This window comes from Advenella mimigardefordensis DPN7, assembly GCF_000521505.1.
Classification (GTDB): Bacteria; Pseudomonadota; Gammaproteobacteria; order Burkholderiales; family Burkholderiaceae_B; genus Advenella; species Advenella mimigardefordensis.
Genome location: NZ_CP003915.1, coordinates 3228136 through 3242141, shown reverse-complemented (window position 1 = coordinate 3242141; position 14006 = coordinate 3228136). Strand labels below are relative to the sequence as shown.

Annotated in this window: 12 protein-coding genes and 3 tRNA genes; 10 read left to right on the top strand and 5 right to left on the bottom strand. The window is 55.2% G+C overall.

Features of this window, described 5'->3' with window-relative positions; genetic code table 11:
- Positions 1-320: 320 nt before the first annotated feature.
- Positions 321-1109: a lysine/arginine/ornithine ABC transporter substrate-binding protein gene (locus MIM_RS14885; RefSeq protein WP_025373554.1), complete on the bottom strand. Its 789-nt coding sequence runs from the start codon at positions 1107-1109 to the stop codon at positions 321-323.
- Positions 1110-1548: 439 nt separating this feature from the next.
- Here MIM_RS14885 and MIM_RS14880 point away from each other — a divergent pair, with 439 nt between their 5' ends.
- From MIM_RS14880 to MIM_RS14870, 3 genes are read left to right on the top strand one after another with little or no spacing between them, the layout of a single operon-like run.
- The gene (locus MIM_RS14880) at positions 1549-2256 is read left to right on the top strand and encodes an ABC transporter permease (RefSeq protein ID WP_042071528.1); all 708 of its coding nucleotides are present in this window, start codon (positions 1549-1551) and stop codon (positions 2254-2256) included.
- Positions 2249-2965 carry an ABC transporter permease gene (locus tag MIM_RS14875; RefSeq protein ID WP_025373552.1) on the top strand — a complete coding sequence of 239 codons (717 nt, stop codon included), beginning with the start codon at positions 2249-2251 and terminating at the stop codon, positions 2963-2965. The genes MIM_RS14880 and MIM_RS14875 overlap by 8 nt, the downstream gene beginning before the upstream one ends.
- The gene (locus MIM_RS14870; protein ID WP_322786694.1) at positions 2940-4097 is read left to right on the top strand and encodes a succinylglutamate desuccinylase/aspartoacylase family protein; all 1158 of its coding nucleotides are present in this window, start codon (positions 2940-2942) and stop codon (positions 4095-4097) included. The genes MIM_RS14875 and MIM_RS14870 overlap by 26 nt, the downstream gene beginning before the upstream one ends.
- 71 nt (positions 4098-4168) lie before the next feature.
- Here MIM_RS14870 and MIM_RS14865 read toward each other — a convergent pair whose 3' ends face one another.
- From MIM_RS14865 to MIM_RS14855, 3 genes are all read right to left on the bottom strand, one after another.
- Complete coding sequence (locus tag MIM_RS14865; RefSeq protein ID WP_025373550.1) at positions 4169-4762, bottom strand: NUDIX hydrolase; 594 nt, start codon at positions 4760-4762, stop codon at positions 4169-4171.
- Positions 4763-4922: 160 nt separating this feature from the next.
- Positions 4923-6494 (bottom strand): phospholipase D-like domain-containing protein, encoded by a 1572-nt coding sequence (locus MIM_RS14860; protein ID WP_052342321.1) that lies wholly within the window; start codon positions 6492-6494, stop codon positions 4923-4925.
- Between the two features lie 106 nt (positions 6495-6600).
- Positions 6601-7251, bottom strand: coding sequence for a methylated-DNA--[protein]-cysteine S-methyltransferase (locus MIM_RS14855; protein ID WP_025373548.1), 651 nt, complete (start codon positions 7249-7251; stop codon positions 6601-6603).
- Positions 7252-7669: 418 nt separating this feature from the next.
- Between MIM_RS14855 and kdgD the strand changes: the two genes are divergently transcribed.
- The 7 genes from kdgD (at position 7670) to MIM_RS14820 (ending at position 12867) form a co-directional block, all read left to right on the top strand.
- Positions 7670-8581: a 5-dehydro-4-deoxyglucarate dehydratase gene (kdgD, locus tag MIM_RS14850; RefSeq protein WP_025373547.1), complete on the top strand. Its 912-nt coding sequence runs from the start codon at positions 7670-7672 to the stop codon at positions 8579-8581.
- A gap of 121 nt (positions 8582-8702) precedes the next feature.
- Positions 8703-10274 carry a galactarate dehydratase gene (gene garD, locus MIM_RS14845; protein WP_025373546.1) on the top strand — a complete coding sequence of 524 codons (1572 nt, stop codon included), beginning with the start codon at positions 8703-8705 and terminating at the stop codon, positions 10272-10274.
- A gap of 169 nt (positions 10275-10443) precedes the next feature.
- A complete protein-coding gene (locus tag MIM_RS14840) occupies positions 10444-11172 on the top strand; it encodes a FadR/GntR family transcriptional regulator (protein WP_025373545.1) in 729 nt (242 codons plus the stop codon).
- Positions 11173-11464: 292 nt separating this feature from the next.
- Entirely contained in the window at positions 11465-12313 is an 849-nt protein-coding gene (locus MIM_RS14835) for an NAD(P)H-hydrate dehydratase (protein ID WP_025373544.1), read from the top strand.
- Between the two features lie 142 nt (positions 12314-12455).
- A tRNA-Ala gene (locus MIM_RS14830) sits at positions 12456-12531 on the top strand.
- Positions 12532-12668: 137 nt separating this feature from the next.
- Positions 12669-12744: transfer RNA gene (locus MIM_RS14825), tRNA-Glu, on the top strand.
- 46 nt (positions 12745-12790) lie between these two features.
- Positions 12791-12867, top strand: a tRNA-Asp gene (locus MIM_RS14820).
- 96 nt (positions 12868-12963) lie between these two features.
- On the opposite strand, the gene MIM_RS22575 is transcribed toward MIM_RS14820, so the two are convergent.
- A complete protein-coding gene (locus MIM_RS22575) occupies positions 12964-13893 on the bottom strand; it encodes an ISL3 family transposase (RefSeq protein ID WP_042070384.1) in 930 nt (309 codons plus the stop codon).
- Between the last annotated feature and the right edge of the window lie 113 nt (positions 13894-14006).

The following is a 14006-nucleotide window of genomic DNA, read 5'->3' as shown; positions in this document are numbered from 1 at the left end:
GACAAGGTATGCTACGCAAGCGACATGATTGATGCAATTTAAATTAATTGCGTGATGGCGGCGTTTTGATTGATTTTAAAAGAAATTAAAAGAATTTATTTTTATTTTCTGTTTTGTTGGTGTGATATGTGACAGCGTAGTGATGGGGCGTCGGGCTTGCGGGGCCCTTTCGGAAAAGGCTATGGCCCGGGTCGTGGCGGGATTGGGGTCTGCGCTGGGGGGATATTGCTGTCGGTGGCATGTGCGGCGCAACCGTCATTCACCCGCCGCAACAATATCAGCAGCGGCAAGCCTGTTCGCCTGCCGCGCGGTTTGCTTCATCAACCGCCGTAAATATCGTAAGTGAAATATTTATCGGCAATTTTCTGATAAGTGCCATCCTTGCGGATTTCATCAAACGCCTTATTCAGGGCATCTTTGAGTTCGGTATCATTCGGGCGTACGGCAAAACCGGTGCCCTGACCGAAAATCTCGACATCGGCAGAGGAGGGGATTGGATCACCCACAATCTGAAAGTCTTTGCCGCCCGGGCTGTTCACGAACTCCGTGGTCACACCGCCGTCGGCAAATACCGCGTTGACGCGGCCGGTGGTCAGGTCGTTATAGGCGTCTTCCAGGGTTTTATACCGCTTGATATTGGTGTCTTTGAAATATTTGGTCGCATATTTGTCCTGGATGGTGCCTTGCTGCACACCCAGATCGATGCCCTTGAGACCTTCGGGGGTAGATTGGTAGGTTGCACCTTTTTTGGCGACGAACATATTCGGTGTGGTCCAGATTTTCTGAGTGAACAGCACTGCTTTGGCGCGTTCCGGTGTAATGCTCATGGACGAGGCAATCACGTCAAATTTCTTGGCGCGCAAGGCAGGGATAATGCCGTCCCAGCCCTGATTCTGGAAGGTGCATTTGGCTTGCATTTTTTCGCACATGGCCTTGGCCAGGTCGATATCAAAACCGACAATTTCGCCGGACGGACTGGTGGACTCAAAAGGCGCGTATGTTGCGTCAGTACCGAAGCGAATGGTTTTGCCTGCCGCGACAGCCGAGGTGGAAACCGCCAGTGCGATCGCGCACAGACCGATTCCGAAAACGTGTTTTTTCAGGTTCATGGATATTCCTAAATGACGTAAGCAGTGCTGCAGCGACAATACAGTCAACCGGTGTGCGCCGGGTACAACCAATAGGCAGGGCGGCGTGGCCGATCTGTTGCCGTCTGCAGCGTTGTGGCTCCACCGCGGGCGGTGAGCCGGATTGAAGATTATGCCAGCATCAGGCGGAAAATGTACAGGGAGTTTCCCTCAGGCGGCACAAGGGCTAAGGGAAAACCGGCGGTTTATTTCAGCGGCCGGGGTTATATAATGGCCGCGAGTGCCGGCTTGGCGGATAAAATGGGGCCCCAACGCACTGGTCTTAGGGGCCGGAGCAGGAGCCGGGCGCATGATCGTGCGCTGGCCGGCCAATAATCATGTTCTTTGCCCGTCAGGCACTGCAACGAATGGGTTGTGTATAGTCAAAAAGTATGCGCAGCGCCATGTAATGGGAAACAGGATGGAAGAAATAAGTCTGATCGGTCAGTATTTGCCCCGCATTTTGCAGGGCGCCATACTGACACTCGAAATTGCCGTGTTATCGCTGGTGATTTCTGTCATTATCGGGTTGGTGGGGGCCAATATGCGCCTGTCGCGCAATCGCCTGCTGTCTCGGCTTGGCTGGCTTTATTCCAGTGTGGTGCGTGGTGTGCCCGACCTGATCTGGATGCTGATGGTGTACTACAGTGCGCAAATCGGCCTGAACGCCATTACCGAGGCCTGGGACCTGGATTATTTCGAAATCAGCCCTTTTGCTGCAGGTGTCCTGACCCTGTCGTTTATTTTCGGCGCCTATTTCACCGAAACCTTCCGTGGCGCCATTATGGCTATTCCCTATGGGCAAATCGAAGCGGGCCACGCCTATGGCATGCGCGGAATGCAGGTGCTGCGACGCATTACGTTTCCACTCATGATGCGCTTTGCACTACCCAGCGTGCGCAATAACTGGCTGGTGCTCACCAAAGCCACTGCGCTGGTATCGATTATCGGCCTGGATGATATGACGCGTATTGCGCAGCAGGCCGGTAGTGCAACACACCTGCCTTTTGTCTTTAACACTGTTTCGGCGCTGTTGTTCCTGCTGCTCACAACCGTATCGCTGTATGTCTTCCGCTATCTGGACAAACATTACCAGCGCGGTTTTGTTCGGGAGGACGCGCATGTCTGAAACGATTTCCCTGTTTCTGGATGCGCTGGTCACTTGTTTGCAGGCAGCGCCGCTAACGCTTACGCTCACGGCATTGTCGGTGGTGACAGGGTTGTGCATGGCCATTCCCCTGTCGGTGATTCACCAGCGCCAGCATACGCCGGCCGCGCGCCTGGTGCATGCCTTTACCTACTTTTTTACCGGTACACCGCTACTGGTGCAGATTTATATTATTTATTACGGTATCCCCAGTTTTAACTTCGTAGGCCAGCTCATGTCGCAGCCCGGCTTCGGCTTTCTCAAGGAAGGTTTCATCTGGGTGCTGGTTGCCCTGACACTGAATACGGCTGCCTATTCAACGGTGATCTTTTCCGGTGCGATCAAGAATACCGACAGAGGCGAAATCGAAGCGGCGCGCGCCTACGGCATGAATCGCCGCAATGCCATGCGCCGCATTATTCTGCCCTCCAGCCTGCGGCGCGCACTGCCGGCTTACAGCAACGAAGTGATCATGACCATGCATTCCACTGCGCTGGCCTCGACGGTGGCCATGATGGAAATTACCGGTGCGGCCAGCCTGTTTGTGACCAATACCTATCAGCCGTTCATTGCCTATTCGGCAGCCGCGTGTATTTATCTGGTGCTCAATTTTGTGCTGGTCTTTATCTTCCGTAAAATCGAGCAGCGCTATCTGGTTCATCTGAATTCCCGACATATGGCGGAAGCATAATGCAGCAAAAAAACATGTTCTATCATTAAGCGCTCCTGGTGCTTCCTTTGAAATCAATGCCTTTCATTTCGGGCCGACCGATACCGGCCGCAAGGTGTATATGCAGGCAAGCCTGCATGCAGACGAGCTACCCGGCTCGCTGGCGGCCTTTTACCTGAACCGTCGCTTGCAGGAACTGGAAAAGCAGGGCGCGCTTGCCTGTGAAATTATCCTGGTGCCGTTTTGCAATCCTATCGGGTTGTCGCAAAGCGTCTTTTATGAGCATATCGGCCGCTTCCAGTTGCCTACCGGACAGAATTTCAATCGTCTTACCGGCGTCCCGCTCTATGAGAACCTGCTGACCGCATTGCAGAACAGTCGTGAAAAACCAGGCGCAGACGCCCAGGCCAATCTGGCATTGATTCGCGGCAAAATGCGGGATGTGCTGGACGCAATGGCGCCTGCCCGTTTGATTGACGAGTTGCATATCACGCTGTTGAAAATGGCATGTGACGCCGATATCGTGCTGGACCTGCATTGCGATAATCGAGCGGTCATGCATGTGTACACTCTGCCGCAGGTGTGGGATCGTGGCGAGCCCTTAGCCCGCTATTTGCAGAGCGAATGCCAGTTGCTGGCCGAAGACTCCCTGTCATGTTCGTTTGATGAAATGGTGTCAACCCCCTGGCTGAAATTGCAAAGCGTCTATCCGGAAGCGAACATTCCGCTGCCTTGTTTTGCGGCGACGGTTGAATTGCGCGGTGATCGTGATCTGACGCATGAGTACGCCCGGCATGATGCAGACGCGCTTGTTCAGTATTTGAATCAACAGGGCTATCTGCAGCTACCCGCAGCCGAGGTAGCGCCTATGCCGCCATTGCGCTGCGAGCCACATCCGCTGGGCGGGCTGGCCTATGTGGTTACGCCTTGTGCCGGTATTGTGGTGTATCACGTTGCGGCAGGGCAGTGGGTGCAACGCGATCAGTTGCTGGCTGAAATCGTGGATCCGGTCGCGCTAACGGTGACGCCCGTCACTGCGCCGGTTGATGGTTTTATTTTTGCGACGGCGGGTGTACGTCTGGCGCAGACTGAAACCAAGTTGCTTAGCCTGTCCAGCCCCGACGATATCGGCAGCGTGGGGCTTTCACCCTGAGAGATGGCGCTGTTGGCGCGGCGAGCATGCGGCGAAGGTGCCGCATGCTCGTCTATGCATCTGGCGCTTAATTATTTTTCCAGCAACCACGATTGTAATGCCACCAGTGTTTTGGCATCACGGATCTCCTGCTTTTCAATGGCGTGGCGCACTTCGTCGCGGCTCATCAATACCGTTTGCACAAATTCATCGTCATCGGCATTCAGGGTGCTGTCCTCGCGCACGCCTTCGGCGCGAAACACGTACATCAATTCATCGCAAAAGCCCGGTGCCGTATAAAAAGTGTGTATCAGCGTCATGCCGCCCGCCGTATAGGGGGTCTCTTCGGCCAGCTCACGATAGGCACATTGTTCGGGCGGCTCATTGTCGACATCCAGTTTGCCTGCCGGGATTTCCAGCAGCGGGCCGCCGGTTGGGTGGCGGAACTGCCTGACCAGGATGACTTTGTCTTCGGGCGTGATGGCCAGCACAGCGACCGCGCCACAGTGTCGTACCACCTCGCGCGTCGCTGTTTTGCCGTTGGGCAGGACCACGGTGTCGACCGTTACCTTGATGATTTTGCCTTCAAAAATAAAGGTACTATCCTGCAGGGTTTCGGTAAGGGCCGCGTCGAACGTCGCGTCTGTGTGGCCGGTGGCTGACGTGCTGGATGAAGAAGTAGGCATAGTGGGCGATCTCAATCGATTAATACGGATGGAAGAATGAGTATAGGTTACCACGGTGACGCCTGGCTTACAGGTTTCGGTGACGTTGCTGTCATACCCCGGATGGTCGCGTCGGCGCTGAGATCGTCAGGCGATTTGATTCACGGCGGGTACCTGCCGCTCAAAGCAGGGGCGAAAACAGGCGAGCGACCGCCTTGCTCAGCCTGGAAAAGAAGGGCTGATGGGTTAGTTGCACTTCCTGCGCATGCTGCATGGAGGCATTGAATTCCTCCAGCAGCGCCTGGTTTGCTGCGCGTTCGTAACACAACACGCTCACTTCAAAGTTCAGGTAAAAGCTGCGGTTATCAAAATTGGCCGAGCCGATGAAGGAAATGTCGTCATCCACGATCATGCTTTTGGTATGCAGCATGCGGGGACCATATTCGAAGACCCGGATACCCGAGGCCACCAGATCGTCAAACCAGGATTGGGCTGCCTTGGTCACGACATAATTGTCGGTTCGTTTAGGCAGCAGGATGCGTACATCGACGCCACGCAGAGAGGCAGAGGTCAGCGCCTGCGCTGATGTGGCGTCCGGCACGAAGTAGGGTGTGGTCAGATAGACGCGATGGCGCGCACGCTGGATGGCATCAACGGTCACGCGCAAAATGGAGGCGTAGTCAAAGTCCGGTCCTGATGGAATGATCTGGGTGCGAATCCATTGTGGCGCGGGTGGGGGCGGCTGGCTGTCCTGGTCTGCGTTGTCGGGGGCAAGGCGCCTGGTGGCTGCGGCCTTGCCCGCATCGTCTTCTGCCTGTTCCTGCAGACGTTCCAGGCGATCACGATAGTGTTCACGCAGCATATGGCGGACCGACAGGTCGTGCGTGGAATAGTGCCAGTCTTCGACAAAAATGGTTTCGAGCCAGGAAACGACGGGGCCGGTCAGTTCCAGATGAACGTCGTGAAAAGCCCGCTTGTTGCGGCGCCGATCCTGCTGGTCACTGATATTGATGCCGCCGGTAAAGGCTACCGCGCCGTCACAGATCACAATCTTGCGGTGGTTTCGCAAATTCATGAATGACAGCAAATGCTTCAGGCTGATGTCATGAAAAAAGGTCAGCCTGGCGCCGGCCTGGATCAATGGCCGCATGAAACGGCGGTTCAGGCGCAACGACCCAATGGCATCGGCAATCAGATAGATTTTGACGCCTTGCTGTGCACGCTCAGTGAGCAGATCGCGCAGGGTAGTGCCGGTTTGATCCTGTTCAAAAATATAGTATTCCAGAAAGATGTAATGCTCGGCTTTGCGCACCGCCTCGAAAATACGGTCGTAGGTTTTTTCACCGCCCGATAGCAATTGATAACTGGTTGCGTAGCTCAGCGGATAGTGGGTAATCTGCAGGGCCAGGTCATGGATAGGGCGTTGCTGTTCGGTCAAACCAGACGGCTGGATGCGTACATTCCATAGTGTGTCGTCCCGTTCAATAAGATGTTTGCTGATGCTGCGATTAATTTTATTACGGGTGATTTTTTTCGGGCCGAAAAAATAATAAATCACAAAGCCCAGCGCCGGCACAAAGCTCAGAAACAGGATCCACGTGAGGGTGGACACGGGAGGTCGCTTTTGCAGCACCACCCATAGCCCGATCACAATGATATAAATGGCCCACAGTCCGTTCCACAACCAGTCATCGGTCAGCCATGTCGGGATCATCAGCGCACCATCCGCCAGCGAGGTGAGGTTGCAGGCCATTCATTGCGGCTGTGATGGCAACCCTGCACAGTATCGATAACGATGAATGCACAGCGGCGGCGCGTTCGCGACACAGGCGTCAGGTCGTGGACAGGCATCATGAATGTCATATTGCAAGCGGGGTAGAGCAGGCCTGTACGCTTTCGAACTCCAGCAGCCAGCGCTTGCGCGGCAGCCCGCCGCCGTAACCGGTTAAGGAGCCGTCGGCGCCAATCACCCGATGGCAGGGAATCACAATGCTGATACGGTTGCGATGGTTGGCTGAACCCACGATACGGGCGTGCGCGCCATTGCCGATCTCCCTGGCCAGAGCACCGTAACTGCAGGTCCTGCCATATGGAATGCGCTGCAAATGGGCCCAGACGGTTTCGTCAAAAGCGGTACCGGGCGCATCCAGCGCGAGTGCAAATGTTTGTCGCCGGCCGGAGAAATACTCATCAATCTGTTGCTGTACCACATCCAGGCCTGGATGATCCTGCCGGCTCAGGGCAAAGCCGTAACGGGTTTGCAGATCGGTGATTTCCTTGGTGATTGTCTCAATCGTTTCCAGAAATTCCAGCAGCACCACGCCTTTTTCCGAGCACATGATAATCACGGGGCCTACCGGTGAGTCTATAAACCGGTAATACAAGGGCTTGCTGGCGGCGCTATCGGTCAGGCGATTGTTGCCGAGCGCGTGAACGCCGCCTTGCAGGCGCGCCAGTGTATCCGCAGGCAGGGTGAAAGCGGGATGGGGGAACAATTCGTTATTGAGCATGGGCCATGACAACGAGTAACGGTAGCGGCGGAGCGCGGGAGGGTTGCCGAACAAACCCTATCTTACTGTGGACAGATGTTCATGTTGTGATTTTACGTGATCATTCCGTATTTGCACCAATGCTTTTGGGGCGCTGGCTGAGCCAACGCAAGGGAAGGGAGGATGTCCGGGTGATGGGAGGATGTCCGGGTGATGGGAGGATGTCCGGGTGATGATAAGGTGGCCAAATGTGAGAGATAGGTTAAAAATGCAGAGATTCGGTGCGTGAGGCCGGCCATTTTTCCACATTCCGCCACAAATTACTTGTCCGACATGAACAAATGAAATAAGATGTCATACAACATAAAGATGATAAGCAGATTGTCATATATCTTGCGGCACTTGCGCTGCGTTTCTTTTTATCAACGACAGGGTACTCATGAATCCACAGGAATTGAAACAGACCGTTAGCGAAGGATTGCTTTCCTTCCCGGTTACCGATTTTGATGAACAGGGTGATTTCAATGCCGAAGGCTATGCGCGTCGGCTTGAATGGCTGGCGCCATATGGTGCCAGTGCACTGTTTGCGGCAGGCGGGACGGGCGAGTTCTTTTCGCTTGAACCGGAAGAGTATTCAAATGTGATACGTACTGCAGTGGAGGTATGTGCAGGTAAAGTGCCGATCATCGCCGGGGCAGGGGGCGGTACCCGGCTGGCTATCCGCTATGCGCAGGCAGCAGAAAAGGCGGGGGCTCAGGGTTTGCTGCTAATGCCGCATTACCTGACTGAAGCCGATCAGGATGGTGTGGCGCTGCATGTAGAGCAGGTATGCAAGGCCGTAGGGCTGGGCGTGATTGTGTATAACCGGTCATTGTGCCGCCTTAACGCCGATCAACTGGAGCGACTGGCCGAACGTTGCCCGAACCTGGTTGGTTATAAGGATGGCATTGGTGATATTGAACTGATGGTCACGATCCGTCGTCGCCTGGGTGATCGCCTGTCTTATCTTGGTGGGCTGCCTACTGCCGAGTTTTACGCGGCGGCCTACCGGGCGCTGGGTGTACCCGTTTATTCATCGGCTGTGTTCAATTTCATTCCAAAAACGGCGATGGACTTTTATCGTGCTATCGTAGCGGGAGATCATACAACGGTTGACCGGCTGCTATCGGAATTTTTCATTCCGTATTCAGCGATTCGCAACCGCTGCAAGGGCTATGCGGTCAGTATTGTGAAGGAAGGTGCCAGAATTGTCGGACATGATGCCGGCGGCGTGCGGGCGCCCCTGACCAATCTGAGCCGACAGGAGAGTGAGGCGCTGGCTGCGCTGATTCATCAGTTGGGTGCTCAATAGTTTGTTATAGGCGAGTCTGTGGTCCGGTGTCAAAACGCCTCGGATCTGCGCTAAGCCTGTCGGCTTGCGGGAGGCATAGCACAGGTATGAACAGGCCGGACTCGTCCGTTTACCGGTGAGGATGAAGTTGGAAGAGACACAACAGAGTCAGGAGGCACTTAAGCCTTTATATATTCGAATAAGTGATCAGGACAATGTCGCTATCGTTGTCAACGAAGGCGGGTTGCCGGCTGGTGCCGTTTTTGCCTGTGGGCTGACATTGCAGACTGCGGTGCCGCAGGGGCACAAGGTTGCGCTGCAGGCGATCCCCAAAGATGCACCGGTTATCCGCTACGGCGTGGTCATCGGCCATGCGCTGAGCGACGTTGCCGCGGGTACCTGGATCAATGAGGCAATGCTGCGCATGCCGCAGGCACCATCGCTGGATGATCTGCCATTGGCGACACGTCAGCCAGGTGAGGCAGCGCCATTAACGGGCCTGACGTTCGACGGCTATCGCAATGCTGATGGGACGATTGGCACCCGCAATATCCTGGCCATCAGTGCAACCGTGCAATGCGTTACCGGCGTTGTTGAATTTGCGGTACGCAAAATTCGCGAAGAATTATTGCCGCGTTATCCGAATGTAGATGATGTGGTCTACCTGGAACACGGTTATGGCTGTGGTGTGGCGATCGACGCCCCTCATGCCGAGATTCCGATTCGCACCCTGCGGAACCTGAGTCTGAACCCGAATTTCGGCGGTCAGATTCTGCTGGTGAGTCTGGGCTGCGAAAAGCTGCAGGCAACGAAATTGTTTCCCGCAGGCAGTATTCCTATTGCACAGGACGATCCCTACCTGATTACGCTGCAGGATGAAGAAAATGTCGGCTTTGCGAGCATGATTGAGGCAATCATGGCAAAGGCCGAAAGGCGTCTGGCCCAATTGAATGCGCGTAAGCGGGAACCCTGTCCGTTATCGGGACTGGTGGTCGGCGTGCAGTGCGGCGGCAGCGATGCTTTTTCAGGCGTGACTGCCAATCCGGTGGTTGGGTATGCGACCGATCTGCTGGTGCGGGCCGGCGCGACAGTCATGTTCTCGGAAGTGACCGAAGTGCGTGATGGCATTGCCCAGTTAACCGCACGCGCCGCCACGCCGGAAATCGGCCAGGCATTGCTGCGTGAAATGCAGTGGTATGACGACTACCTGAAGCGGGGCGGGGCAGATCGCAGCGCCAATACCAGTCCGGGCAACAAACGCGGCGGCTTGTCCAATATTGTGGAAAAAGCGATGGGCTCGATTGTGAAATCGGGCACCTCGGCGATTAGCGGCGTGGTGGCGCCTGGTGAACGGGTTGCCGGCAAGGGACTCAATTTCCTGGCGACGCCGGCCAGCGATTTTATTTGTGGCACCCTGCAACTGGCTGCCGGCATGAATCTGCATGTTTTTACTACGGGCAGGGGTACGCCCTATGGCCTGGCGGCAGTACCGGTTATCAAAGTGGCGACCCGCGATAGCCTGGCAAGGCGCTGGTTTGATCTGATGGATTTGAATGCGGGGCGGATTGCCACGGGCCAGGCCACCATTGAGCAGGTTGGCCAGGAGCTGTTTGATATGATGATTGCCATAGCCAGCGGTCGTCAGCAATCCTGTGCCGAAAAGCTCAAATTGCACAATTCTTTGGTCTTGTTCAATCCCGCGCCGGTTACCTGAAGGTGCGGTTTCGATCACCGGGATGGGCGCCCGCAGGTGTGTTATTTTTCTACTGGCGCAGAACAATCCCGGAGGCCAGCGGTGTTCGGGCCGTTTTTTGAGGAAAACGTTTTAAAATCATACTTTCCCTACCTGTAACCAAACTATTCTCACGGTGACCACAGTACCTATGTCAACCCGCCTATTGATTAACGCCGGCCCAATTAAAAAAAGAGGCAGAACGCTTTCTGATGAAGTGGTCGAGCAACTGACCGAAAAAATACAGTCGGGTAGCCTGGAAGTGGGGAAAAAACTGCCGACAGAATCTGAATTCGTCGAGGCTTTCGGCGTAAGCAGAAGTGTGATCCGCGAGGCGATTTCACAATTGCAGGCGCGTGGTCTGGTTGAAACGCGGCACGGTGTAGGCACGTTTGTGCGCGAGCCGACTGTTAAAGATGTGATTTTTGACCGCAGTACCATTTCACCCGGTACCACGCAGGAACTGGCTGCGGTGCTGGAGGTGCGGGCGTGTCTGGAATCGGAGGCCGCAGGTCTTGCCGCCCAGCGGCGCACCGATGAACAGCTGGCGGAACTTGAGCGCATTTTGCGTGCACTGGTTAAGGAAGATATTTCCCGTGATATTTCTGTGGACGTCGACTTTCAGTTTCATGAGCAGATTGCCAAGTCCACGCACAATTCGCATTTTCTGGATCTGCTGCGCCAACTGGGTAAACACGCGATACCGCGTAGTCGCCTGGCGATTTTCGATCAGGAAAAAGCCATGTACCAGCAACGGCTGAACATGGAGCACGAGGCCATCTTCAACGCCATTGCTGCACAGGATGCCGATGCTGCCCGTGCCGCCATGCGCATGCATATTATCAATAGCCGTCAGCGGATGCGATCCGCAAGCAAATAAAACCAGGAAATGCTGTCGCGCCGTCGCGCCCGTTGCCGCCTTGCGGGTAGCGGTTGAGGGCTGGTATTTCGGTTGTGATTGGGCTGTATCGGGCGTGTTCCCCGGGGTGCTGCTGACCTCTTAAGTATTCCGCTTGCTGGTCGAACCCAGTGCGGTCCTTGACGGACCCGTGCGACTGTGCTGTCATTGCGCTGAAAGACAAAAAATGCCCAGACCGCTATGGTGCCGGCGCAAGCCTGTCGTTGTGCTGCAAGGGCGTTTAGCCTGGTCCCTGTAATGACAAAGGAGCACTATGAGCATCGAACACGCAAGACAACATTTTCCCGCGCTGTGTCGCCCCCGTTTGCCGGATAGTCATAAGGGCAGCTTCGGCACGGTCGGTGTGATCGGCGGGGCGCCCGGTATGACGGGCGCGGCATTGCTGGCCGGCCGGGCTGCCCTGATGCAGGGTGCCGGTAAAGTGAAAATCGGCTTCGTTGATGATGTGCCTTTTGCAGTTGACCTTGCGCATCCTGAGCTTATGCTGGAACGTGCCGAGCAACTGCTGCGTTCGGGTCAGATGACTGTGTGCGTCGCCGGGGTAGGCATGGGACTGGATGAGAAATCGCTGGGCCTGTTGTATCAGGTCTTTCGGGCCACGTTTGATATGCCTCTGGTGCTGGATGCTGACGGCCTGACGTTGCTGGCACAGGGCAAAATCGGCGCCGGCGCACGTAATCGTGTATTGGTGCTCACGCCGCATCCTTTGGAGGCGGCACGATTGCTTGATTGTGACGTGGCGGAAGTGCAACAGGGCCGGGCGCGTGCAGCCGTGGCCATCAGCAGAAAATACGATGCCTGGACGGTACTGAAAGGCCATAAAACCGTCATCTGCTCGCCACAGGGCGATACGCATGTGAACAATACCGGCAACCCCGGGCTGGCCTCGGGCGGTACAGGAGATGTTCTGGCGGGCATGCTGGGGGCATGCCTGGCGCAAGGCATTGAAGCGGCTCAGGCTATATCGGGTGCGGTGTGGTTGCACGGTGCTGCGGCCGATCTGCTGGTGAAAGAAGGGACCGGTCCCATCGGCCTTACGGCCTCGGATGTTTTGCTGGCGGGGCGTCGCGTTCGCAATGCGATTGTGATAAGCGACTCGTAAAGTCGGGAATATTGGCGGGGAAGGCGTCTGAATATGTGGCTAAATTGTTGTATTTTTATTGCATCGATAAAAACACTTGCACAAGCGCGCAAAAGCAGTCATAATTCCGCTTCTTCGCTAAACAACATTAGTTGAGACGTGTGGGGGTATAGCTCAGCTGGGAGAGCGCTTGCATGGCATGCAAGAGGTCAGCGGTTCGATCCCGCTTATCTCCACCAAAAAACTTTCAAAAAGTTGTTGGCAAGTGACCGGAAGATATGCTAGAATCTTGGATTCTTAAATCACTGGTTAGAAGTTTCAGGCAGTGTTTACAAGCCAACGTAAATACGGGTTTGAGAAAAGTTAGTACAGTCCTGTCCCCTTCGTCTAGAGGCCTAGGACACCACCCTTTCACGGTGGGTACAGGGGTTCGAATCCCCTAGGGGACGCCAGACACTTTGCTTCGTAAGCAGGATGTTTGAAAGGTTTTACCGCTGCGGAGCGGTAGTTCAGTTGGTTAGAATACCGGCCTGTCACGCCGGGGGTCGCGGGTTCGAGTCCCGTCCGCTCCGCCAAAGAATTCAAAAGGTTAGCTCAATTTTGGGGCTAGCCTTTTTTGTTTTGTGCGCCCCGCATGGGCAGGCTCTACGCCATAAACGGGGGATGGGCATTCACCAAACTCTGTTAATCACTCCATTCCAACCGCATTGTGCCAGTACTCGCAAGCGGTAATTCTCAAAATTCCTAAACCCAAACGCACGACGCGATAGCATTTCCATTTTAGTATGGAAGCCTTCGGTGATGCCGTTAGATTTGGAAAACCGCCACATCCTCACAATTGGCTCCAGCCATGATTGGAGTGTGCCAGCCAATGCCCGTGCGGGGCTGCTGGCCAGTTGCTCCAGTAGCTTAAGCAATTGGGGCAGCAGTCTTTTAATCTGTTTGGCCCGAATATTCTTTTGCACCAGAAAGCCGTTCAATTGCTGGCGTGCTGCGTACAGTGACCGGAGTACCGGATACGGGGCCAGATAGTGCTCTAGCCGTTCCTTCTGCTCCCGACTCAGCTTCCAGTGATGACGGCGCATCAGACTGATCAGGCCCCGGTTTCTGCGCCCGACAGGATCATGTTGCTTCCAGATCTGCATAAAATGCTGATTCACCAGTCTAATCACATGAAACCGGTCTGCCACAATAATCGCATTCGGAAAATACTGCCGGGCGATCTGGCGGTACGTTTCGGACAAATCCATCACAATCACCCGCACCTGTTCCTTGCCGGGCAGGCGCTTCAGAAAGCTGCGCAGGCTGGCCTCTGAGCGTCCCAGCACCACATCAAAGACTTTATGGTTCTTCAGATCGACCAGCGTGGTCGCGTAGCCGTGCTTGCGGCTGAAGAAATGCTCATCGATGCCCAGTATCTGCGGGCAGCTTCGCCCGGACAACTCCGAGACCCGCTGCTTAACGAACGACTGATACCAGCGCTCAACCGTGGCGCTGCCAATGCGGTGCGTACGAGTCAGTTTGCGCTGGCTGACGCCGCCGTCGTGGGCTTCAAAGACCTCTATCCGGTACGCCTGCGTCGCACGGCGACGCGGTTCAATACCGACAAAGCGATGGCGGAAATAGCGATTGCAGGTGGTGCAGTGGTGATAGCTTTTTTAGTGGAGGCGGTCCGTTGAAAAATAGAGTATGTTAATCTGACGTTAATCGACCA